The sequence below is a fragment of the Meiothermus cerbereus DSM 11376 genome, assembly GCF_000620065.1.
GTDB classification, from domain to species: Bacteria; Deinococcota; Deinococci; order Deinococcales; family Thermaceae; genus Meiothermus; species Meiothermus cerbereus.
In genome coordinates this window covers 38,659-59,310 of sequence record NZ_JHVI01000010.1, presented here as the reverse complement: position 1 = coordinate 59,310, position 20,652 = coordinate 38,659, and the positions used below count along the sequence as shown (strand labels likewise).

Genomic DNA, 20,652 nt, shown 5'->3' with positions numbered 1-20,652 from the left:
GTAGTATTGGTGGGCGATGTTTGAGGGTGCTACTGCCCTTTATGCCAGCGCCCGGGCCCAGGGGCTGTACCCGGCCTTGCTCGAGTCGGCGGGGGAAACTACCCCTTTCGGACGCCTGACCCTGTTGGGGATGGGGGCCACGCGACGGCTGGAGGTCTGGGAGGGTCGTACCTACCTGGATGGAAGGCCGGTAGGTGATGCGCTAAAGGTGTTCAGTTTCTTAGAGGAGGGGCTTGGGGAGGGTTACTTTCCAGCCTGGATAGGTTTTTTTACCTACGAGTATGCCCGCTACCTGGGGTTACCTGTGCGAGCCGCCCTGCCTGGCCTGCCAGAAGCAGCTTTTTTCTTTTACCCCCGGGGCTATGCCTGGCTCGAGGGGGTTTTGCTGGAGGGCCCGGTGATGGGCCCGCTGGAGAGGTTGCCGCGAAAGACGCTAACCGGCTTAAAGCTGGAAAGCGACTATTCCCAAGAGGCTTTTTTGCAAAGCGTGGCAGAGGTAAAAGAACGTATTCGGGCGGGCTGGGTTTATCAGGTTAACCTGTCCCGTCGCTTCCGCTTCAGCGCCCAAGGGGTAGATCCCCTGCAACTGTACCAGGCCTTGCGCGACCACAACCCCAGCCCTTTTATGGGCTTGCTCGAGCGGGAGACCTACGCGGTGCTCTCGGGCAGCCCTGAGCGGCTTTTTAGCTACCGAGAAGGAATTATTACAGCCCGGCCCATCGCCGGAACCCGGCCTCGAGGTCTGAGCGAAGCCGAGGATCTAGCCCGGGAGGAAGAGCTGCGCAATAGCAGCAAGGAGCGGGCCGAGCACGTCATGCTGGTCGATCTTTTGCGCAACGACCTGGCAAGGGTCTGTGCGCCAGGTAGCGTGGAGGTAAGCGAAGCTTTTACCCTCGAGCGCTACTCCCATGTGATGCACCTGGTCTCGGAGGTGCGCGGCCTAAGCCGTGCCCCTTTGCAGGAGGTTTTCGCCAGCATTTTTCCCGGCGGAACCATCACCGGTGCCCCCAAGGAAAGCGTGATGCGCACCATTGCCGAACTGGAGCCGGTGCCTCGCGGGGTTTACACCGGTTCAATGGGCTATGTGTCGGGTAAAGGCTGTGATTTCAACATCCTCATCCGAAGTTTTGGCTTTGCCAAGGGCACCGGTTATTTTTCGGCGGGGGCTGGTGTGGTGATTGCCAGCGATCCTGAGCGGGAGTATCTCGAGACCCAGGCCAAAGCAGAGGCCTTGCTTTTTGCCCTGGGGCAGGGCCAGCAGGGGAGGCCTCCAGCTTTACCGCGCCTGGATAGCGCCTGGAGACCCCCCAGACCCGCCAAGCGCCAGGCGGCCCGGGTGGTTTTTCTGGAAAACCACGACTCCTTTAGCTACAACCTTGTTGATTACCTCCGTGCCCTGGGGGCGGAGGTGCGGGTGGTGGACCACCAAGAACCCCCCGACCTCTCCTGGCCGACGCACCTGGTGGTGGGGCCGGGGCCGGGTGATCCGAGCAGCGCAGGACGCTGCCTCGAGTGGACGCGGGCAGCGCTGGCAGTCGGGCTGCCCTTCCTGGGAATCTGTCTGGGTCACCAGGCCCTTGGGATGGCCCTGGGCGCCCGCCTGAAGCGGGCCCCTGAACCGGTGCACGGCGAGGCATGTCCGGTTAATCACCTGCAGGAGGGGATTTTTAGGGGCCTGCCCAGCCCCGCCCGTTTCACCCGCTACCACTCCTTGCTCATCGATAACCTGCCTTCTTCCCTTCGCCTGGAAGCCTGGACTGCTTCGGAGTTGTGCATGGCGGTCTCCCACCGGGACTGCCCGGCCTGGGGGGTGCAGTTTCATCCCGAAAGCATGCTCTCGGAGTATGGCATGGTCCTGCTCAGCAACTTTCTTTCCTTGGGCGAACCCCGGGTGAAAGCCGTGGAAACCGACCATGTTGCGCATTAACGGCAGGCCTACCCACCCACTGCCCGAGGCTTTCTGGCACGGTTTTTTTGTGTATACCACCCTGCGTCTGCTGCAGGGGCAGCCGCTCTGGCTGCCAGCGCACCTGGAGCGCTTACGCCGGCATGCAGCGGCTTTGGGCCTGGCTTTTCCTGGGTTTGCTGCGCTCGAGCAGGAAGTCATGCACTATAGCCTGGCAAAAGCCGACCTGCTGCTGCGGCTGGTGGTATTTCCCGAGGGGTATGCCTCGAGCGCTCGCCCATTCGTTCCACCCCCGGCGGCGGCCTATAGCTCTGGGGTTCGGGTCTGGCTGACGGCCCGACAGATTCATCCCGATCTGGGTATGTATAAGACTGGCAGCTACCTTGCGTACCGCCTGGCCCGCCTCGAGGCCGAGCGCCATGGCTGCTTTGAAGGGCTGCTGCTCGATAAGGACGGGTACCTGGCCGATGGCAGCCGTACCAGCTTGCTGCTGTACCGCGAGGGGGAGTTGAGCGCGCTTTTAGGTGGGCTCGAGGGGATCACCCGCCAGAAAGTGCTTGAATGTGCGGCTGGCATGGGCTTTCGGGTGGGAAAGGTGCGCCTGAGGCCAGATGAGCTTACAGGCCATCTGCTGCTGGCTGGAACCGGCGTCGGCCTGCTGCCGGTGGGCCAGCCTACCGATGCTGCACTGCAAGAGCTTATCGCGCGTTTTCGACCGTAGTGCTGCCAGAAGGCCTGTGGTGGGGTTATCGGGTCAGGATAAACTAAAGGGTGACCATGCTTCTAGCGATTGACATTGGCAACACCAACATCACCCTGGGGTTGTACCGGGGAGAGACCTTGAGCTCGAGCTGGCGCATTTCCACCGACCTGCAACGGATGCCCGACGAGTACGGCGTCGGAATTCTCAGCCTGCTGGCCTACCGCGGCCACTCAGCCGCCGAGGTCAAGGCGGTGGTCATGGCCTCGGTGGTTCCACCCCTGACCAGCACCCTGGTGCAGGCTGTGCAGGATTACCTGGGTCACAAGCCGCTGGTGGTGGATGCCAGCGTTCAGACCGGGGTGCGGGTACGCTACGACGACCCTTCGCAGGTAGGCGCGGATCGGATTGTGGACGCTGCAGCCGTACACCGGCTCTATGGCGGCCCTGCTTGTGTGGTGGATTTTGGCACCGCGACCACTTTCGATGCCATTACCGCTGAAGGGGATTACCTTGGGGGCGCTATTGCCCCAGGAATTGGAATTGCTGCCGAGGCTTTGTTTCAAAGGGCGGCAAAACTGCCAAAGGTGGAGCTAAAGGCCCCGCCGACGGCCATTGGGCGCAACACCGTGCATTCGATGCAGTCGGGGCTGCTGTTTGGCTATGTGGGCCTGGTGGAGGGTATGGTGGCCCGCTTTCGCAGAGAGCTGGGCCCCCAGATGAAGGTCATTGCTACCGGTGGTCTGGCCGAACTCATCGCGCGGGAAACACCGGTCATCGAGATTATTGCCCCCTGGCTAACCCTGGATGGTTTGCGCATTATCTGGGAGATGAACCAGTGAACCCTCTGCAGGACAAGCGCATCGTGCTGGGGGTTAGCGGCTCGGTAGCGGCCTACAAAGCGGCTGAGCTGGCCAGCAAGCTGACCCAGGCCAAAGCCCAGGTGGATGTGGTTTTGAGTGAGGGGGCCGAGCGCTTTATTTCGCCCCTGACCTTCGCCTCGCTTACCGGCCGCAAGGCCTACAGCAGCCTGTGGGACAGCGATGCGCACGTGGTGCACGTGGGTCTGGGGGAGGCCGCCGACCTGTTGGTGATAGCTCCTTGCAGCGCCAATACCCTGGCTAAACTGGCCACGGGCCAGGCCGATAACCTGCTCACCCTGACCGTGCTGGCTGCCCGCTGCCCGGTGCTGGTGGCGCCTGCCATGGATGGGGGTATGTTTGAACACCCGGCTACCCAGGCCAACATTCAGACCCTGCGCCAGCGGGGCGTACAGGTCTTGGGCCCGGCCCAGGGTCGGATGGCCTCGGGACTGCTAGGGTGGGGGCGGATGCTGGAGCCAGCCGAAATTCTGGGGCAGCTGCGCCTGGTTCTAAGCCGGGGTGGCCCCCTGGCTGGCAGGCATGTCCTGGTCAGCGCAGGGGGCACCCAGGAGCCGCTGGACCCGGTGCGCTATCTGACCAACCGCTCCTCTGGCAAGCAGGGTTTCGCCCTGGCCCAGGCGGCGCTGGACCTGGGGGCGCAGGTGAGCCTGGTAGCGGGGGCCACGGCGGCATCCCTGCCCACGCCCTATGGGGCTGAGCGTATCGATGTGGATACCGCGGCCCAGATGGCCGAGGCCATACTGCAGCGGGCTGGCAGCGCCGATGTGCTGATTATGGCCGCAGCGGTGGCCGATTTTCGCCCTCGCCAGGTTCAGCCGCACAAAATCAAGAAGAACCTGCTGCCCCAGGTTGAACTCGAGCCCACCCCAGATATTCTGCTGGCCGTGGCCGAGCAGCGCCGACGGATAGGGTGGCCTGCGGTGGTGGTGGGCTTTGCTGCCGAAAGCCAGAACCTGCTGGAAAACGCCCAGGACAAGCTAGCGCGCAAAGGGCTTTCTATGATTGTTGCCAACCAGGTCGGCGTTCCCGATGCGGGGTTTGCGGTGGATACCAACCGGGTCAGCCTGCTCTGGCCAGGGGGTGCGGTGGAGCACCTACCGCTTCTGAGCAAAAGCGAGGTCGCGGAAGAAGTTCTGCGGCGGGTGGTGGCCCTCCTGGCCGAGGGTTGATCGGACTTACCGCAGAGCCTTCAGCGCCAGTTTGATGAGCTCCTGGGTGGTGGCCTCGGGGTTTTTCTGGGCAATTTCGGCCACTGCGCTTTTTACCTGGCCTTCCCGGAAGCCCAGGGTGATGAGGGCTAGCTCGGCCTCCTCGGTGTGGCTGGTGCGAACCAGGCTCCCCCCCTCGCCCAGCAGGTGGACCGGAACCTTGCCGCGCAGCTCGAGGGCAATCCGCTCGGCCAGTTTTTTGCCCACGCCCTGGGCTGCGGTGAGCAGGCGCAGGTCGCCCTCGGCCAGGGCTCGAGCCAGCAGGGCGGGGGTCTGGGAGGAAAGCAGGTTGAGGGCCACCCTGGGCCCCACCCCGGACACCGAGAGCAGAAGCTCGAAAAGCTCGAGGCTGCGTTCTTCGGCAAAACCAAAAAGCGACAGATCGTCCTCGCGCACGATCAGCCGGGTGTGCAGGGCGGCTTCCTGGCCCTCGGTAAGCTGGGCCAGGGTGGAAGCTGGGCAGCCGACCTCGAGGCCGAGGCCCCCCACCAGCAAGACTGCGCTGCTGGGGCCTTTTTTGAGTACTGTTCCTCTCAAATAACGAACCACGAGAAAAGTCTACTTTCCCTGAAAGCGCGGGGAGCGCTTCTCGTAAAAAGCCCGCACGCCCTCCTGGTGGTCCTCGCTGCGTCCTGCCACTTCTTGCAGCAACGCCTCGTACTCGAGCATCTCCTCCAGGCTGGCACTGGCGCTACGCCGCAAAGCCCGTTTGATCAGGCCGTAGGTTTTGGTGGGGCCCTGGGCCAGTTCGCTGGCCAGGCGGGCCACCTCTTCGGCAAAGCTCTCTACCGCTACCACCTTGTTTACCAGACCCAGGCCCAGGGCCTCCTCGGCTTTTATTCGACCGGAGAGCACCTCCAGCTCGAAGGCCCTGGCGTACCCCACCATGCGCGGCAGGTGATAGTTCATGCCTGCATCGGGAATCAGGCCAATTTTGCTGAAGCCGGTGGTCAGCACTGCGTCGGCAGAAGCGATGCGCAGGTCACAGGCCAGGGCCAGCGACAAACCCGCGCCCGCCGCCGCCCCATGAATCGCGGCAATCACCGGTTTTTCCAGACCGGCCAGGCCTTCCACCACCGAGCGGTAGTTGCGTAGGTGGTTTTTGTAGGAGATGCGCTGCCCTTCAAACTCACGCAAATCCTGGCCGGAACAAAAGCCACGGCCCGCACCCTGCAGCACCACCACCCGTACCTCCGGTGCGCTGGCCTCTTTGATGGCCTGGCCCAGCTCTCGCAGCATCTCGGTGGTCAGGGCGTTGATGGCCTCGGGCCGATTCATGGTGAGGGTCAGGATGCCGTCTTTGACCTCGCGTAGAAGTACGTCCATGGTTCCTCCTTAACGCCCTTTCCACTGGGGCTTGCGTTTTTCCAGAAAAGCGGTGGTGCCTTCTTGTTTATCCTCGCTGCCAAAGGCAATCAGGAAGTTGCTTCGCTCGAGGCCCAGCCCATGCTCCAGGCTCATATCCTGGGCCCGGTTGATGGCATCCTTAGCCAGCCGTGCCGCTAAGGGGGCCCGTTCGGCGATGGTTTGGGCGAGCTCGAGGGCTTCTTCCAGGTAAAGCTCTACCGGAACCACCCGGTTCACCAGTCCGTGTTGCAGGGCCTCCCAGGCCGAAAGCACCCGTCCGGCCAGAATTACCTCCATGGCCAGGTACTTGCCCACCTGCCGCGTTAGGCGCTGGGTTCCCCCGCCGCCCGGAATGATGCCCAGGTTGATCTCGGGCTGGGCAAACCGGGCCGTATCGGAAGCCACAATCAGGTCGCAAAGCATGGCCAGCTCGCAACCCCCCCCATACGCATACCCCGACACCGCCGCTATTAGGGGCTTGCGAACCTTACGCAAAACCTCGTACTGGTCGGCGCGCAGGCCCCGCATAAGCTCGGCCAGGCTGGTTTGTTGAAACTCGGCAATGTCGGCCCCGGCGGCAAAAACCCGCTCGTTGCCGGTGATGACCATGGCCCCGATGCCCCCGTCTTGCTCAAATGCGCCGATGGCCTGGGCCAGCTCGCCCAGGGTGGCGGTGTTGAGGGCGTTGAGCTGCTTGGGTCGGTTGAGCCGAACCAGCCCTACCTGCCCGTGGGTTTCGACCAGAATGTTCTCGTACATAACAACCTCTTGCTATTTGAGCCGGCTGGCCGGAAAGCGCTCGTTTTCCCACACGTCAATAAAGGCCGTTCCGGCGGCCAGCTTCGCGCTGTGCGGAACGCCCGCAGGAATGTGGTAGTAGTCGCCTTTGCGAAACACCTTGGTCTCGCCCCCCATCACGAACACCACCTCACCCTCGAGCACCACCCCCCACTGGCCCTGGTGGGCGTGTTCGGGCACCAAGGTTTCCTCGGCTACCTGGGCAAACCCCACCTGACCCTTATGGCCGGACAGCACCGCCATGTCCATACCGGGCCAGATTTCAACCTGTTTGAAGGCCTTAAACCACTCGGGAAAGACGTTCATATTTTGACCTCAGCTAGTAGCTTATCGCCTCTGGCCTGGTGCGGGTAGCATGTCCGGGGGGGCTTTCCCCAGTTTTCCCGCCCAAACACCGACCGGTGGCTGTGCCAAAAGGAGATGCTGAAGGCCCCACAATTGTGTTGGCAGCTAGCCCTTCGGGATGCTATACTTCCTAGGCTGCCGAGTTTAAAGACCCCAGCGCGGGGCACTCGAGCCGCATACAGGAGCAGACAATGGCCAAGATGAAGACCCATAAGGGCGCCAAAAGCCGTGTCAAGATTACGGCTACAGGCAAAGTGGTAGGCAAAAAGCCGGGAAAGCGCCACCTCAACTGGCACAAGTCGGGCAAGAGCCGTCGTCAGAAAGGGCGTGACTTTACCTTTGCCAAAGGTGAAGAGCGCCGTGTCCACCAGCTGATGCCCTACGACGTATAAAGGAGAGGTGATTTAGAATGCCACGCGCAAAGACCGGTGTAGTTCGTCGCCGCAAACACAAAGCAATTCTTAAACGAGCCAAGGGCTTCTATGCGCTGCGCTCGAAGAGCGTTCGTAAGGCCCGCGAAACCCTGCTTAGCGGCGCCATGCGTTCCTTCAACGACCGCCGCAAGCGCAAGGGCGATATGCGCCGCTTGTGGATTGTGCGTATCAACGCTGCCGCTCGCCAGCATGGCCTGAGCTACAGCGTGTTCATGCACGGCCTCAAGAAAGCCGGAATCGAACTCGACCGCAAGATTCTGGCCGATATCGCTGTGCGCCAGCCCGAGGCCTTCGCCGAGCTGGTCAGCAAAGCCAGGGCGTAGGGGAACTGCGCCTTCAAAAACACCCACCGCCTGGTGGGTGTTTTACTTTTTCCAGTTGCACAACGAGAACAGCCCTAGTCATCCAGTAGAACCGGGTCTTCCTTGGAGACTGTTTTATCTTCGGCCAGCGAGAGCTTGGCCAGCGTCAGGGCCAGCACGTAGGTGCCTCTGGCGATATCCTCGGGGGAGGCGTACTCGTCCGGACGGTGGCTAACCCCTCCCCGGCAGGGGATAAAGAGCATGGCGGTAGGGGCAATCCGGGCCATGAATAAAGAGTCGTGGTAGGCCCGGCTCACCATCAGCTTGAACTTGACCCCGGCCTCGCCACAAGAGGCCACCAGCGCTTTTAGCACTTCAGAGCCCGCTTTGGCCGGGGGGTCTACGTTGATGATGTCTACGCTGTATTTTATTTCGCGCCGGGTGCAGACCTGCTCCACTCCCTGAATCACGTTGCGAATCACCTGATCCCGGCGAGACTGGTCAACATCGCGAATGTCTATCTCGAGCTTGACCCGGCTGGGCACGCTATTGACCGCGTTGGGATAGACCTCACAAAAGCCGGTGGTGGCTACGGTATTGATGCTGCCACTGTTTTTGGCAAAGGCTTCCACGCCCAGGATAATTTCGGCAGCGGCGCACAGCGCATCGCGGCGGTCGGGCATCAGCACGGTTCCGGCATGCCCGCCCTCACCTTCCAGGTTTACCCGCAGGGCAGCCGGAGCCGCGATGGCCGTGACGATGCCCAGGGGCACCCGTTCTTGCTCGAGCAAGGGGCCTTGCTCGATGTGCAGTTCCACGAAAGCCGAGTAGTAGCCCTGGGGAAGCTGCACATCCTCCAGGCGGCCCATATAACCGGCTTCCCAGCGGACTTCCTCCAGGCTGCGCCCTTCCTGATCCTTAAGCTGGCGCAGCGAGTCGGGGCTCAAAACCCCGGCCAGGGCCCGGCTTCCCAGGCAACCCACGCCAAAACGGGTGGGCTCTTCGGCGGTGAAGATGAGCAGTTCGATGGAGCGGTAGGGCTTAAAACCACTGCGCTGGAGTGAACGGATGGCCTCCAGACCCCCCAGCACGCCCACGGTGCCGTCGTACATGCCGGCGTAGGGGATGGCGTCGAAGTGGGAGCCCGTGCCAACAGCCGGTAGATCAGGGGCGGAACCCTCCCAGCGGGCAAAGATGTTGCCCAGCCCATCTTCGCGTAGGCTTAATCCAGCCTCTTCACACAAGCTCTTGAGGTAAGCGCGGGCCTCGAGGTCGGGCTTGGTAAAGAGAATGCGGGTAATGGCTGGCTTGGGGGTGTCGGAAAACTCCGCCAGGGCCTCGAGTTCGCGGATAATGCGTTCTTGGTCTACCAGGGGTCGGACAATCATGGGCTACTCCGAAAAAATTTTGCAGGCTATGCCTAAGGCTCGGGGTAAATCTAGCACGAGCAGTTTACCCCAGTCAGCCCACCAGCCTCTACCGCCCCTGTGCGGCCTGCATCAGGAGAGCAGCTCGAGCGAGTGCCGGTTGACGTCTTTGTAAATCAGGTACTTGCTGGGTGTTTTGCCCAGCGCCCCAAACCACTGCGGGCAGTAGGAGGCCATCCAGATCACATCGCCAGCCTGCACGGTGTACCAGTGGTCACCCAGGCGGTATACCCCGCCGCCTTGCAAAAACAACAGGCCATGCTCCATGACATGGGTTTCTACCAGGGAGAGGTGGGCTCCGGGAGCAAAGGTCATGGTATTAACGGCCATATCGAAGGAGAAATTGTCGGGCAGGAGCAGGCGCACCTGCAGGGCTTCATCGCCCATCAGCGGGCTACTGGGGGTATCTGGTTCGTGTCCGAGCACCACCTGGGGTACGTCCATGCCGGCCAAGGCCTGGTAGGGTTTGTCGAAAACCACCATCCGGCAGCCGGATGCCGCTGCAAAATGGTGTGGGGTGTTGGCAGGCAGGTACACGTAGTTGTTGGCCCATAGGGTATGCCGGGCTCCCCCTACCTCGAGCGCCACTTCGCCCTCGAGCACATAGGCAAAGCGCTGGATGTCCAGCAGGCTCATCTGGCCGGTACTGCCGGACTGCATCTCTACGGTGTACATCATGAAGCGGGCCCCCATCTCGGGGGAGATATGCACGATGCAGGCAGCCTGGCTCCAGCCGGGCAGGCTCGAGCGCACAAAGGTATCGGGGGTCAAGAGGGCGTGGTCGGGGGTTACGCGGGTTCGGGTAAAACCGGTCAGACTCATAAATTCCTCTAGATGAACAGGCCCATCAGGGCTCTGTCCCGAAGGGGATCGTCCCCTGGTGAACAGGCCCATCAGGGCTCTGTCCCGAAGGGGATCGTCCCCTTGAGTAAACGAACCCCACGGGGCTTTTCTATCTTACCCCCGGCATACACCCGCTGCCCACGCAACCAGGTCTCCTGCACCACCCCAACAAAGGTACGGCCCAGATAGGGGGAGATGGGGTGACGGTAGTACAGGTCTTCCTGTCTCAAGGTGTAGGTTTGGCCCAGGTCTACCAGGGCGAAGTCGGCATCGTAGCCTTCGGCCAGGCGGCCTTTCTGGGCCAGGCCAAAGCGCTTGGCGGGGTTGGCTGCCAGCAGGGCGGCCAGCCGCTCTAAGGCCAGGCCGCGCTGGCGCCAACCCTCGCTCAGCAGCACCCCCAGGGTAGACTGCACCCCCGCGATGCCGCCCCACAGGCTGAAGAAGTCATGGCCCTGCTTCATCTCGGGTGGGCTGGGGGAGTGGTCGGAGCCAATGATATCTACCTGCCCTTGCAGCACCTGCACCCACAACAGAGTTCGTTGCAGCTCGGAGCGGAAGGGCGGGGCGCACTTGCCCAGCGCTCCCAGCCGCTCCAGGTCTTCTGCGGTAAAGGCCAGGTAGTGGGGGCAGGTCTCGAGGCTCACGTCCACCCCCTTGGCCCTGGCCTCGGCGGCCATGACCACCCCAGCGCCCGAACTGATATGTACGATGTGCAGCCGGCAGCCGGTCTCGCGGGCAAACAGCAAGGCCCGCTGGATGGCCTCGAGCTCGGTGTAGACCGGCCTCGAGTCCAGGTAGTCGCGCCAGGTGGTCTGGCCCTGCTGGCGCTTCTGCTGGGCCAGGTAGGCAGTCAGGGCTTCCGACTCGGCGTGTACCGCCACCGGCAGCCCAAGCTGGGCGGCCAGGCGCATGCCCACATACAAAGTGGCGTCGTCGCAGGCGGGAAACTGGGGCAGGCCGGAGTTGCACATGAAGGCCTTGAAACCGATTACGCCGCGTTCGGCCAGATCGGGCATATGCTGCAGGTTGTTTGGGGTCAGGCCACCCCATAGCGCAAAATCGGTGTGGGAGTGGGCCTGCATGGCCGAGAGCTTCTGGTCGAAGGAGGGGCCATCCAGGGTGCAGGGCAACGAGTTGAGGGGCATATCGAAGAAGGCCGTGCCGCCGCCTGCTGCCAGGGCCGCGCTGCCCGAGGCGATGCCCTCCCAGTGGGCCTGTCCCGGCTCGTTGAAGTGCACGTGCACGTCAATCAGGCCCGGAAAAACGTACAAGCCCGAGGCATTGATCTCCTGCCGGGCCGGTTCGGCAATCTCCGGGGCCACCTGCACGATCTGCCTCCCCGAGATGCCCAGATCGGCCTGCCGCACCCCTTCCGGGATTACCAGCTTTCCACCACGCACAATTAGCTCGAGCATCGTAACTCCCCTATCAAGCCTCGGCGGCTAGCCGGTGCAAGAAATCCAGCCCCACCCGCAGGGCGGCTTCTGCGTCCTGGGGCCAGACCGACTCTTCCGGGTGGTGCGAAAGGCCGCCCGGACTTCGCAGAAACAGCAGGGTGGAGGGGCACAGCGCGCTCATAATCATGGCGTCGTGGCCGGCCCCCGAGACCATCCGGTGCACCGGGTAGCCCTGGGCCTGGGCCGACAGGGCCAGCCGCTCGTTCAGCTCAGGGTCGCAGGGAACCGCAGCCTGCTCGTATAGGGTGCGGTAATCGAGCTCGAGCCCCCGGCGCTGGGCCACCTGCTGGGCCCGGGTCACCAGGTTGGCTACCGCCAGGCTGCGCACCTCGTCGTAGGGGTGGCGCACATCCAGGCTCATCTGCACCTCCCCCGGAATCACATTGGCCGCCCCCGGCAGGGCCGTAATCATGCCCACCGTGGCCACCAGGCCTTGCTCCTCGCGGGCTTCGCGTTCAACCAGAACCATCCATTCGGCAGCCCCGGCCAGGGCATCTTTGCGCAGGTGCATGGGGGTGGTGCCGGCGTGGCCGGCCTGGCCGCGGAAGGCCACCTCGAGCCGACTCTGCCCCACGATGCCCTCCACCAGGCCCAGCGGATACCCCAGGGCCTCCAGCACCGGCCCCTGCTCGATGTGAAACTCCAAAAAGCCCTTAACCTGAGCCGGGTTGTAGGCGGCCTGCGGTATATGGGCGGGCTCGAGGCCAAAGGCCCGAATGGCTTCCTCTACGGTCTGCCCCTGGGCATCTTGCAGCTTCAGCAGCTCGGGCGTAAACTGACCGGTTACCGCTTTGCTGCCCAGAAAAGGCATCCCAAAGCGCACGCCCTCCTCCTCCGAGAAGGCAATCACCTCAATGGCAAAAGGCAATCTTCGGCCTTCCAAGGCCTTCACCAAAGCCAGCGACAGCGTGACCCCCAGAAGGCCGTCGTAGCGGCCCGCATCGCGCACGGTGTCCACGTGCGAGCCCAGCAGAAACAGCGGGGCATCGGGGGAGTGGCCGGGGTAGTGCCCAATCAGGTTGCCCACTGCATCGGTGCGTACCGCCATGCCCAGCTCCCTCATCCAGCCGGTCAGGGATTCGTGTACGGCCCGCATGGGGGGTGAGAGAAAGGTGCGGGTCAGGCGGCCCGGCTCTTCCGAGAAACGCGCCAGCACACGGCAGCGCTCGAGGGCTTCTAGGGCCAGTTTGGAGAAGTTTACGTCGGAAAGACTCATGGTCGGGTCGGGTAAGGTGGAGCCTTGGTCGCAGCTCACATGGTTTGCGTGGAGGGCCTGAGTGTTGTGCCGTGGAAAGCGCAAAAAATAGGTAACCGGGCAGGAAGGGGCACCAGTAAGAAATCTGCTTGAGTTGTTCTTTTTTTGGGGCCCCCGCCCGAAGCGCTGGAACTCGAGGCGGTCGTAATCAACAAGCTTTTACTTGCGCTCAGCGGAACGCTTCGGGTGGGGTTCATACTAGCTACCCCGGTAGGTGCTGTAGCCGTAGGGTGAGAGGAGCAGCGGCACGTGGTAATGCCCCTTTTCGTCGGCGATGCCGAAGCGGATGGGCACCTCGTCCAGAAAAGGCGGGTCGGGCAGGGGCACCCCCTGGGCTTTGAAGTAGGCGGCCACGTGGAAGACCAACTCGTAAAGGCCCACCGCGATGGTTTCGCCTGCGAGCAGGGGCTGGTCGGTGCGGCCATCGGCGTTGGTGCTGGCGGCGGTGATGAAGGTGCGCTCACCTGCAGGGCCGATGCGGTAGAGCTCGAGGTCGAGCCCCGCCGCCGGGCGCCCGTGGGCGGTATCCAGAACGTGGGTCGAAAGCCGAGCCATGCCTTAATCCTACGGCCCCGGTGCGCCCTGGGCTACCCAGGCCCCCAGCCTGGCCCGCTGCTCGGGGGTCATGGCCGGAACCCCCGGCACCAGCAGGGGCATGTACTGGGTGTCCACCGCAACCTGCTTGATCTTCTGCGCCTGCGCCACAATATGCTCGGGGGTGTCCAGCATCACCCCGCCCGGCGCCGAGGCGAAGCCGGGCTGGGTGGGGCGGGCGGCGTGGCACATCTGGCAGTGCTGCACGATAATGTCCTGCACCTCGGCAAAAGCCACCGGGGGCTCTTTGAGCGCTTCTGGGCTCTGGCGGGGCGCGGTCAGGTAGAAAGCTCCCAGCAGCAAGGCCGCCGCCAGCACCAGCAGATAGGGCATGGCCCCGCCTTCTACCAGGGTTGTGTGGTGCTCTTTTTCGGTCACGTTGATAAAGTGCCGCACCGCTACTCCGGCCCCAAAGAGCAGAATCAGGATGAGCCAGTGGGCCCCGCCGCTGTAGGTCATGGGGAAGTGGTGGGCGATCATGGTGAAGAGCACCGGCAGGGTGAGGTAGTTGTTGTGGCGCGAGCGAAGCTGCACCCAGGCCACAAAATCGGGGTCGAGGGTTTTGCCGTTCTGCGCGGCCCGCACCAGCTTCTTTTGCGAGGGGATAATCACGAAAAAGACGTTGGCCGCCATGATGGTCCCCAGCATGGCCCCAATGTGCATGAAGGTGCCGCGCCCGCTAAAGACCTGCCCCAGCAGGTAAGCCGCCAGCGTAACCAGCACCCCCCCCACCAGCAGAAACAGCGCAGGGCGGTATAAGAGCTGGGTGCTGGACAGTCCTACATAAATCAGCCAGCCTGCGATGAGGCTTCCTACCGCTACTAAAATGGCGGCCCAGCCCGGCAGGGTGCTGCCGGGGGCCAGCAGAATGGTTCTGGGGTCGGCGTAGTAGACGATGACGAGCAGCAAGAACCCCGTGACCCAGGTCAGGTAGGCGTCCCACTTGAACCAGTGCAGGTATCTGGGTAGCTCTTTGGGGGCGGTTTTGTATTTTTCCAGGTAGTAGATGCCCCCGCCGTGGATGGCCCAGAGGTTGCCGGAGAGCTCGGCCCGCACGCCCTGGCGCTCGAGGGCGTTCTCTAAGAAGATGAAGTAGAAGCTGGCCCCAATCCAGGCGATGCCGTAGATAATGTGCAGCCAGCGCACGATCAGGTTGAGCCATTCGCGGGCGTGGGCCTGCCAGCCGCCCGCCAGGGTGAGGGCTAAAGCCACAGCAAATAGGGCCAGGATGGCTAAAATCCAGGGCCATTTGACGATGCGGAGGCGGTCTTGGTCGAGGGGGTTCATGGCTGATTCAGATAGAGTCTAATCTTGGCCCAGCAGGTCGGCAAGGCGAAAGCGTGCGATCTTGTAAATCTCCTCCAGGGCGGTCTCGAACTCGAGCTCGGGGGGGTTGGGGAGCCTTTCCTCCATAGCCTTAAAGACCTCGGCTTTGCTTTTGCCCCGCACCGCCAGAATGAAGGGGAAGCCAAACCTGTCGGTATAGGCCCGGTTTAGGGTCTGGATGCGCTCGAACTCGGCGGGCGTAAGGGCGTCGAGGCCGGCGCCCTTTTGCTCCGCGACCGAGGCCTGGGCCATGCGGGCGCGGCTGCCCAGGTCGGGGTGGGCCCGGATCAGGGCCAGCCGGGCCTCCTTGGGGGCTTCTTGCACTGCCTGCACCAGCGAGTGGTGCAGGGCCTCGAGGCTGGCCCAGGGGCGGTGTTCCCAGGCTTTTTCGGCCACCCAGGGAGAGTGTTCAAAGACCCAGCCCAGTTGCTCAACAAAAGCCTCCCTGGAAAGGTGGTTAATCGCTGCAAGGTTCATGTTTATGCATTATGCCTGTAATATCCAGATTCGGTTAGTTCCTCACAGAATAGTGGCGAACTAACCCGACCAACGGGATACGCTTTTTCGCCGAGCGAAGCGAGGGGTGTGCTCTAGGATTCAAGCAGTAAACAGCTTTAGGGCCTGTTCTGCGGCTTCCAGGGTTTTGGCAAGCTCATCCTCACCGTGTGCTACGGAGAAGAAGGCCGCTTCGAACTGGCTGGGGGGCCAGTAAACGCCCCGTTGCAAAAGACCGTGGAAAAACACCTTGAAGCGCTCGGTATCGGAGGCCACCGCGTCGGAGTAAGTCTGCACAGGCCCTTCGCGGAAGAAGACCGTAATCATAGAGCCCACGCGGTTGATGGCTACCGGAACCCCGGCGGCGGTAAAAAGGGCCAGCAAGCCCTCTTCCAGGGCCTTTCCGTAGGCCTCGAGGCGGGCGTAGGGTGGGTCCTGGAATAGGGTTTCCAGGGTGGCCAGCCCAGCCGCCATAGATAGGGGGTTCCCGCTCAGGGTGCCGGCCTGGTAGACCGGGCCCAGCGGCGCTACCTGCTGCATGATTTCGGCCCGGCCCCCATAAGCCCCCACCGGCAGCCCCCCTCCAATAATCTTGCCCCAGCAGATCAGGTCGGGCTTCAGGCCCAGAAGTTCCACCGCGCCCCCTTTGGCCAGGCGGAAGCCGGTCATCACCTCATCGGCAATGAGCAAGGCCCCGTACTGCTGGGTGAGCTGGTGCAGGGCCTCGAGGAACTCGGGCGTGGGTACCAGCACCCCGGCATTCCCCACCACCGGCTCGAAGATGATCGCGGCGATCTGCTCACCGTACTGCTCGAACAGGTCTTTGAGGGCCTGGGGCTCGTTGTAGTCGGCCACCAGGGTGAGTTCGGCAAAAGCCTGGGGCACCCCGGCGCTCGAGGGTGCACTTTTGGCGCTGCCCCCGCCGCCGGTGAGCAGCCCCGAGCCGGCCTGCACCAGGAGGCTATCGGCGTGGCCGTGGTAGTTGCCGCGAAACTTTACGATCAGGTCGCGCCCGGTATAGCCCCTGGCCAGCCTCAAAGCACTCATGGTGGCCTCGGTGCCGCTGCTCACAAAGCGCACCAGGTCGGCACTGGGGTAGGCCTCCCGCACCCGTTCGGCCAGGCGCACCTCCCGCTCGGTGGGGGCTCCGTAGCTCAGGCCTTCCGCCAGGGCTTCCCGCAGGGCGGCCACCACCGCCGGGTGGTTGTGCCCCAGAATCATGGGCCCCCAGGAGCCGATGTAATCGAGCAGCGCGTTGCTATCGGCGTCCCACAGGTAGGCCCCCTGGGCCCGCGCGATAAAACGAGGCGTGCCCCCCACGGCCTTGAAAGCGCGCACCGGCGAGTTCACCCCGCCGGGTATCACTTGCTGGGCTTGGCGAAAAAGCTCCAAAGAGCGTGCGGTGGAATGACCCATGTGCAGAACTTAGCACCGCAGGCCCCCAAGTACAAGCCAATGCCCTGGCTGGGCTGGTCGGGCCTGATGTTTTCAAGCCTGACGGCTTACCGTAGAGCCTTTAGGGTGGGGCCAGTGACAATTTCATGACACTTTTCTAAGCGTTTTACTACTGATAATCATTTGCGTATGGAGCGGCTAGCCCTGATTGGGGTTTCACAGCGGCGGGGGGGCGTGGAGGCCCTGACCCTGTGGAGCACCTGGTGGCAGAACCATGCCCCGGCCATTTCCACCCTGGCTGAGGAATGGGTGCCCATCCTCACCTGTAACCGCTGTGAGGTGGTGCTGGCCCTGAAGGAAGGGCTATCGCTCGAGCAGGTGCGTCAGGCCTTGATTCCACCCCAGCTCCCCAGGGGCTACGCCTACCTGGGCGAGGCCGCGCTCGAGCACCTGGCCCGGGTGGCAGCCTCGCTCGACTCGGTGAACCCGGGCGAAGACCAGATCATGCGGCAGGTGCGCCAGGCCTTTGAAGCCGCGCAAAACGCCGGAAGCGTGGGCCCCCTGACCCGCTTTGCCTTTCAAAATGCGCTCAAAGTAGCCAGGCGGGTGCGTCGGGAGGTGGCCCTGGCCCCGGCCAACACCTCGCTGTTTAGCCTGGCCCGGCCTGCCCTGGAGGCGCTTTTGCCCCAGCCCGCGCGGGTGGCGGTGGTGGGCACCGGCGAGATGGGTAGCCTGGCGGCCCGCAGCCTGGCAGCCTTGCCCGGAATTGAGCTCTGGCTGGTGAACCGCACCCCCGAAAAAGCCCAGGCTCTGGCTGGGTCGCTGGGGGCCCGGTTTATGCCGTTGCACGACTTCCTGAAGCACCCTCCGCAGCTAGACGCCCTGGTGACGGCCACCCCGGTAGAGGGGCTTTTGGGTACTGGCTTTTTTCAAAAACAGCCCTGGCTCAAAGCGGCGGTAGATCTGGGTATGCCCAGAAACATAGCCCCTGAGGTAGTTAAGGGGGTAGTGCTGTTCGACCTGAACCTGCTGGAACGCCTGGGCCAAGAGCGCCGCGCACGCTTGCGGGCCGACCTGGCCCAGGCCGAGCGGATTGTGGCTCAAGAGTTGGAGCAGGTCATGGTGGACTGGGCCGAGCGCGCCATCGCACCCGCCATCACCCAGATGCGCCAGGTCTACCACCGCACCCTTACCGAGCTGGTGGGGGAGCGGGTGGAACCCGAACTGATCGAACGACTGGCCCACCGTTTTGCCCACTTCCCAGTTAAAGGCCTGCGTGGGCTGGCCCGGCGACATGGCCCCGAAGCCGCCGAGGCTTTTTTACGGGAAGCGGGTCTTTGGGAGGTGGAGCATGGTTAAGGTGCGTATTGCCACCCGTGGCAGCCGGCTGGCTTTATGGCAGGCCGACTGGGTAAAGCAGAAGCTTCTTCGGCAAGGCGCCCAGGTCGAACTGGTGGTGGTGGAAACCCAGGGCGACCGCGAGGGCCTGCCCTTCGCCCAGATGCAGGGCCAGGGCTTTTTTACCAAGGCCGTACAGGAAGCCCTTTTGCGCGGCGAGGCCGACCTGGCCGTGCACTCCTACAAAGACCTGCCCAGCGCCCGTCCAGAGGGTTTGCAGATCGCAGCCGTGCCTCCACGAGAAGACCCCAGCGAGGTTCTCTTGGCTCGATTGCACGCCCTGGATGAACAGGCCCCGGGGCTGCCCCTGCGTGCTGGGGTACAGGTGGGCACCAGCGCTGTACGGCGCCAGGCCCAGCTAAAGCAGCTTCGGCCCGACCTAGAGCTTAAGGAACTGCGCGGCAACGTGCCCACCCGGGTAGATAAGCTCCGGCGTGGCGATTACGACGCCATCCTGCTGGCCCAGGCAGGTCTCAAGCGGCTGGCCCTGGACTTGAGCGGGCTATACCTCCAGGTGCTACCGCCCACCCTGCTGGTGCCTGCTCCAGCCCAGGGGGCCCTGGCCCTGGAGTGCCGCCAGGACGACCACCACCTCAAAGCCCTGCTAGAGCACCTGGACGACCCCCAGGCCCGCCGCACCGTGGCCGCCGAACGGGGGCTGATGCAAAAGCTGGCCGGAGGCTGCCAGCTGGCCCTGGGCGCACTGGCCCAGGAAACCCCGCAGGGCCTGCACCTGCTGGCCTGGTATGGAGGCAAAGGCTACCAGGCCCAGGCTCCCACGCCTGAGGCTGTAGCCCAGGCGGTTTTCCAGCAGATCAAGGCCGATAGCCCGGAGGTGGTATGCGAATCGCCCTGACCCAGTCGGAAGGCCGTTTGGCGGGCTTGCAAGAACGCCTCGAGGCGATGGGCCTCGAGGTCGTGCGCCAGCCCCTTATCCAGACCCGAACCCTACAAGCCGACCTGACCCCCTTATCCGACTGCCGCTGGTGGCTTTTTACCAGCGTGGCAGCGGTGCGGGCGGTGCTCGAGCTGGGGGGATGCTTGAAGGGCCGGGCTTTGGGAGCAGTGGGTCAGGCCACCCGGCAAGTCTTGGAAGAAGCCGGGGGGAAGGTCGAGCTGGTCGCCCCGGAGGAGACCGCCGAGAGCCTGGCGGAAGCCTTCCTGGCCCTCAGGCCCTTTGGCTATGTGGGGCTGCCGCAAGGCAACCGCGCCCGACCGGTGCTGGCCCAGCGCTTGCGCGAAGCCGGCTACGTGGTGCAGAGCGCGGTGGTCTACCAGACCCAGACCCGGCCCTGGCCAACAGACCTCCCGGCCCCCGACCTGGTGCTTCTGACCAGCCCCTCCGGGGTCGAAGCCCTGCCGGAGACTGTGGGACGCCAGGCCCATCTGCTGGCCCTGGGCCCTACCACCGCTATGGCTTTGTCCGAGCGAGTCTTGCCGTACACCCTGGTGCCAAGGCCCAGCGTGGAGGCGGTTTTGGAGACCATAGAGCGCATTCGAGGTGAGCGATGTCCAGCCTGAAAAACCCCCAACTTCTAAAGGCCCCTGAACTTCTTGAGCGACCCCGACGGCTGCGCGCCAGCGCTGCTTTGCGCGAGAGCGTGGCCGAAACCCACCTGCGCCCTTCCGACTTCCTGGCCCCGTTTTTTGTGATGCCGGGCAGAGGCCTGAGCGAACCCATTGCTGCACTTCCGGGGATAAACCGCTACAGTGTGGATACGTTCTTGCTCGAGGCTGAGCGTGCCTTGAAGCTGGGTGTGAGCTCCCTGCTTTTGTTTGGGGTTTTGCCCGATACCTGGAAAGACCCCCACGGTGCGAGCGCCGCCGAACCCGATGGCCCGGTGCCCACGGCCATTCGGGCCGCCCGAAAAGCTTTTGGCGAGGACGTGGTGATTTACACCGACGTCTGCTTGTGTGCCCATACCACCCACGGCCACTGCGGGGTGCTCAAAGAGACGCCTCGAGGGGTGCGGATTGATAACGATAGCTCGCTGCGTCAGCTCGCTGCCATGGCCCTGACCCATGCCGAGGCCGGGGCCGATTTCGTAGCCCCTTCGGACATGATGGACGGGCGGGTGGGCTACCTGCGCCGGGCCCTGGACCAGGCCGGCCATACCGAGGTGGGCATCCTCTCCTATGCCGTCAAGTATGCCAGCGCTTTTTACGGCCCCTTCCGTGATGCCGCCAAAAGCGCCCCCAGCTTTGGCGACCGGGCCAGCTACCAGATGGATCTCCGCAACGCCCGCGAGGCCCTGCGGGAGGCCGCGCTCGACGAGGCCGAAGGGGCCGATATGCTCATGGTGAAGCCTGCCCTGGCCTACCTGGACATCCTGGCCCGACTGCGCCCACAAACCCAGTTGCCCCTGGTGGCCTACAACGTGAGCGGCGAGTATGCCATGCTCAAGGCAGCAGCGATGGCGGGTGCGCTGGAGGAGGCCCGGGCGGTACGCGAGACCCTGATGGCCATCAAGCGAGCCGGAGCCGACCTGATTATCAGCTACCACGCTCTGGAGGCACTGGCTCAGGGCTGGATTTGAG

The 20,652-nt window shown here is 63.5% G+C and carries 22 protein-coding genes; 10 read left to right on the top strand and 12 right to left on the bottom strand.

The features are described from left to right. Positions 1 to 16 precede the first annotated feature (16 nt). The 4 genes from Q355_RS15365 to coaBC are packed head-to-tail and all read left to right on the top strand — an operon-like array spanning position 17 to position 4,659. Positions 17 to 1,927: a chorismate-binding protein gene (locus Q355_RS15365; RefSeq protein WP_051529303.1), complete on the top strand. Its 1,911-nt coding sequence runs from the start codon at positions 17 to 19 to the stop codon at positions 1,925 to 1,927. Continuing rightward, a complete protein-coding gene (locus tag Q355_RS0104385) occupies positions 1,914 to 2,627 on the top strand; it encodes an aminotransferase class IV (RefSeq protein WP_027876672.1) in 714 nt (237 codons plus the stop codon). Before Q355_RS15365 ends, Q355_RS0104385 begins: the two co-directional genes overlap by 14 nt. A 56-nt stretch (positions 2,628 to 2,683) precedes the next feature. Beyond that, positions 2,684 to 3,448, top strand: a complete 765-nt coding sequence (locus tag Q355_RS0104380; protein ID WP_027876671.1) for a type III pantothenate kinase — start codon at positions 2,684 to 2,686, stop codon at positions 3,446 to 3,448. After that, positions 3,445 to 4,659 (top strand): bifunctional phosphopantothenoylcysteine decarboxylase/phosphopantothenate--cysteine ligase CoaBC, encoded by a 1,215-nt coding sequence (gene coaBC, locus Q355_RS0104375; RefSeq protein WP_027876670.1) that lies wholly within the window; start codon positions 3,445 to 3,447, stop codon positions 4,657 to 4,659. The genes Q355_RS0104380 and coaBC overlap by 4 nt, the downstream gene beginning before the upstream one ends. Positions 4,660 to 4,665: 6 nt before the next feature. On the opposite strand, the gene ruvA is transcribed toward coaBC, so the two are convergent. From ruvA to Q355_RS0104355, 4 genes are read right to left on the bottom strand one after another with little or no spacing between them, the layout of a single operon-like run. Further along, the gene (ruvA, locus tag Q355_RS0104370) at positions 4,666 to 5,247 is read right to left on the bottom strand and encodes a Holliday junction branch migration protein RuvA (protein WP_027876669.1); all 582 of its coding nucleotides are present in this window, start codon (positions 5,245 to 5,247) and stop codon (positions 4,666 to 4,668) included. A 9-nt stretch (positions 5,248 to 5,256) separates the two neighbouring features. Beyond that, positions 5,257 to 6,024, bottom strand: coding sequence for an enoyl-CoA hydratase-related protein (locus Q355_RS0104365; protein ID WP_027876668.1), 768 nt, complete (start codon positions 6,022 to 6,024; stop codon positions 5,257 to 5,259). Between the two features lie 9 nt (positions 6,025 to 6,033). Next, entirely contained in the window at positions 6,034 to 6,804 is a 771-nt protein-coding gene (locus Q355_RS0104360; protein WP_027876667.1) for an enoyl-CoA hydratase-related protein, read from the bottom strand. Positions 6,805 to 6,816: 12 nt separating this feature from the next. Next, the gene (locus tag Q355_RS0104355) at positions 6,817 to 7,149 is read right to left on the bottom strand and encodes a cupin domain-containing protein (protein WP_027876666.1); all 333 of its coding nucleotides are present in this window, start codon (positions 7,147 to 7,149) and stop codon (positions 6,817 to 6,819) included. A 230-nt stretch (positions 7,150 to 7,379) separates the two neighbouring features. Here Q355_RS0104355 and rpmI point away from each other — a divergent pair, with 230 nt between their 5' ends. Together rpmI and rplT are read left to right on the top strand one after the other, a co-directional pair. Continuing rightward, positions 7,380 to 7,580, top strand: a complete 201-nt coding sequence (gene rpmI, locus Q355_RS0104350) for a 50S ribosomal protein L35 (RefSeq protein WP_027876665.1) — start codon at positions 7,380 to 7,382, stop codon at positions 7,578 to 7,580. A gap of 17 nt (positions 7,581 to 7,597) precedes the next feature. Further along, positions 7,598 to 7,945, top strand: a complete 348-nt coding sequence (gene rplT / locus Q355_RS0104345; protein ID WP_027876664.1) for a 50S ribosomal protein L20 — start codon at positions 7,598 to 7,600, stop codon at positions 7,943 to 7,945. A 74-nt stretch (positions 7,946 to 8,019) separates the two neighbouring features. Here rplT and Q355_RS0104340 read toward each other — a convergent pair whose 3' ends face one another. From Q355_RS0104340 to hemL, 8 genes are all read right to left on the bottom strand, one after another. Then, on the bottom strand, positions 8,020 to 9,312 hold the full coding sequence (locus Q355_RS0104340) for a M20 family metallo-hydrolase (protein WP_027876663.1): 1,293 nt from the start codon (positions 9,310 to 9,312) through the stop codon (positions 8,020 to 8,022). A 111-nt stretch (positions 9,313 to 9,423) separates the two neighbouring features. Continuing rightward, a complete protein-coding gene (gene allE / locus Q355_RS0104335; RefSeq protein ID WP_027876662.1) occupies positions 9,424 to 10,173 on the bottom strand; it encodes a (S)-ureidoglycine aminohydrolase in 750 nt (249 codons plus the stop codon). A gap of 71 nt (positions 10,174 to 10,244) precedes the next feature. Further along, complete coding sequence (locus Q355_RS0104330) at positions 10,245 to 11,609, bottom strand: allantoinase (RefSeq protein ID WP_027876661.1); 1,365 nt, start codon at positions 11,607 to 11,609, stop codon at positions 10,245 to 10,247. Between the two features lie 13 nt (positions 11,610 to 11,622). Next, complete coding sequence (locus tag Q355_RS0104325) at positions 11,623 to 12,906, bottom strand: allantoate amidohydrolase (RefSeq protein WP_245597483.1); 1,284 nt, start codon at positions 12,904 to 12,906, stop codon at positions 11,623 to 11,625. A gap of 198 nt (positions 12,907 to 13,104) precedes the next feature. Continuing rightward, on the bottom strand, positions 13,105 to 13,461 hold the full coding sequence (uraH, locus tag Q355_RS0104320) for a hydroxyisourate hydrolase (RefSeq protein WP_027876659.1): 357 nt from the start codon (positions 13,459 to 13,461) through the stop codon (positions 13,105 to 13,107). A gap of 9 nt (positions 13,462 to 13,470) precedes the next feature. Further along, a complete protein-coding gene (locus tag Q355_RS0104315; protein ID WP_036258656.1) occupies positions 13,471 to 14,787 on the bottom strand; it encodes a urate hydroxylase PuuD in 1,317 nt (438 codons plus the stop codon). Positions 14,788 to 14,805: 18 nt separating this feature from the next. Continuing rightward, on the bottom strand, positions 14,806 to 15,303 hold the full coding sequence (gene uraD, locus Q355_RS0104310) for a 2-oxo-4-hydroxy-4-carboxy-5-ureidoimidazoline decarboxylase (protein ID WP_027876657.1): 498 nt from the start codon (positions 15,301 to 15,303) through the stop codon (positions 14,806 to 14,808). A gap of 120 nt (positions 15,304 to 15,423) precedes the next feature. Further along, complete coding sequence (hemL, locus tag Q355_RS0104305) at positions 15,424 to 16,737, bottom strand: glutamate-1-semialdehyde 2,1-aminomutase (protein WP_027876656.1); 1,314 nt, start codon at positions 16,735 to 16,737, stop codon at positions 15,424 to 15,426. A 168-nt stretch (positions 16,738 to 16,905) separates the two neighbouring features. Between hemL and Q355_RS0104300 the strand changes: the two genes are divergently transcribed. From Q355_RS0104300 to hemB, 4 genes are read left to right on the top strand one after another with little or no spacing between them, the layout of a single operon-like run. Further along, positions 16,906 to 18,075: a glutamyl-tRNA reductase gene (locus Q355_RS0104300; protein WP_027876655.1), complete on the top strand. Its 1,170-nt coding sequence runs from the start codon at positions 16,906 to 16,908 to the stop codon at positions 18,073 to 18,075. Beyond that, positions 18,068 to 18,970, top strand: coding sequence for a hydroxymethylbilane synthase (gene hemC / locus Q355_RS0104295; RefSeq protein ID WP_027876654.1), 903 nt, complete (start codon positions 18,068 to 18,070; stop codon positions 18,968 to 18,970). Before Q355_RS0104300 ends, hemC begins: the two co-directional genes overlap by 8 nt. Then, the gene (locus tag Q355_RS0104290; protein WP_027876653.1) at positions 18,955 to 19,635 is read left to right on the top strand and encodes a uroporphyrinogen-III synthase; all 681 of its coding nucleotides are present in this window, start codon (positions 18,955 to 18,957) and stop codon (positions 19,633 to 19,635) included. The genes hemC and Q355_RS0104290 overlap by 16 nt, the downstream gene beginning before the upstream one ends. Then, complete coding sequence (hemB, locus tag Q355_RS0104285; protein WP_027876652.1) at positions 19,623 to 20,651, top strand: porphobilinogen synthase; 1,029 nt, start codon at positions 19,623 to 19,625, stop codon at positions 20,649 to 20,651. Before Q355_RS0104290 ends, hemB begins: the two co-directional genes overlap by 13 nt. Position 20,652: the final 1 nt, after the last annotated feature.

Excerpts from the sequence above, each read along its gene's own strand:
- rpmI (WP_027876665.1), top strand. The coding sequence starts at position 7,380 with ATGGCCAAGATGAAGACCCATAAGGGCGCCAAAAGCCGTGTCAAGATT.
- Q355_RS0104355 (WP_027876666.1), bottom strand. The coding sequence starts at position 7,149 with ATGAACGTCTTTCCCGAGTGGTTTAAGGCCTTCAAACAGGTTGAAATC.
- Q355_RS0104365 (WP_027876668.1), bottom strand. The coding sequence starts at position 6,024 with ATGGACGTACTTCTACGCGAGGTCAAAGACGGCATCCTGACCCTCACC.
- Q355_RS0104330 (WP_027876661.1), bottom strand. The coding sequence starts at position 11,609 with ATGCTCGAGCTAATTGTGCGTGGTGGAAAGCTGGTAATCCCGGAAGGG.
- hemC (WP_027876654.1), top strand. The coding sequence starts at position 18,068 with ATGGTTAAGGTGCGTATTGCCACCCGTGGCAGCCGGCTGGCTTTATGG.
- Q355_RS0104385 (WP_027876672.1), top strand. The coding sequence starts at position 1,914 with ATGTTGCGCATTAACGGCAGGCCTACCCACCCACTGCCCGAGGCTTTC.
- Q355_RS0104360 (WP_027876667.1), bottom strand. The coding sequence starts at position 6,804 with ATGTACGAGAACATTCTGGTCGAAACCCACGGGCAGGTAGGGCTGGTT.
- Q355_RS0104315 (WP_036258656.1), bottom strand. The coding sequence starts at position 14,787 with ATGAACCCCCTCGACCAAGACCGCCTCCGCATCGTCAAATGGCCCTGG.
- uraH (WP_027876659.1), bottom strand. The coding sequence starts at position 13,461 with ATGGCTCGGCTTTCGACCCACGTTCTGGATACCGCCCACGGGCGCCCG.
- Q355_RS0104300 (WP_027876655.1), top strand. The coding sequence starts at position 16,906 with ATGGAGCGGCTAGCCCTGATTGGGGTTTCACAGCGGCGGGGGGGCGTG.
- rplT (WP_027876664.1), top strand. The coding sequence starts at position 7,598 with ATGCCACGCGCAAAGACCGGTGTAGTTCGTCGCCGCAAACACAAAGCA.
- hemL (WP_027876656.1), bottom strand. The coding sequence starts at position 16,737 with ATGGGTCATTCCACCGCACGCTCTTTGGAGCTTTTTCGCCAAGCCCAG.
- Q355_RS0104340 (WP_027876663.1), bottom strand. The coding sequence starts at position 9,312 with ATGATTGTCCGACCCCTGGTAGACCAAGAACGCATTATCCGCGAACTC.
- Q355_RS0104290 (WP_027876653.1), top strand. The coding sequence starts at position 18,955 with ATGCGAATCGCCCTGACCCAGTCGGAAGGCCGTTTGGCGGGCTTGCAA.
- Q355_RS15365 (WP_051529303.1), top strand. The coding sequence starts at position 17 with ATGTTTGAGGGTGCTACTGCCCTTTATGCCAGCGCCCGGGCCCAGGGG.
- allE (WP_027876662.1), bottom strand. The coding sequence starts at position 10,173 with ATGAGTCTGACCGGTTTTACCCGAACCCGCGTAACCCCCGACCACGCC.
- Q355_RS0104380 (WP_027876671.1), top strand. The coding sequence starts at position 2,684 with ATGCTTCTAGCGATTGACATTGGCAACACCAACATCACCCTGGGGTTG.
- uraD (WP_027876657.1), bottom strand. The coding sequence starts at position 15,303 with ATGAACCTTGCAGCGATTAACCACCTTTCCAGGGAGGCTTTTGTTGAG.
- hemB (WP_027876652.1), top strand. The coding sequence starts at position 19,623 with ATGTCCAGCCTGAAAAACCCCCAACTTCTAAAGGCCCCTGAACTTCTT.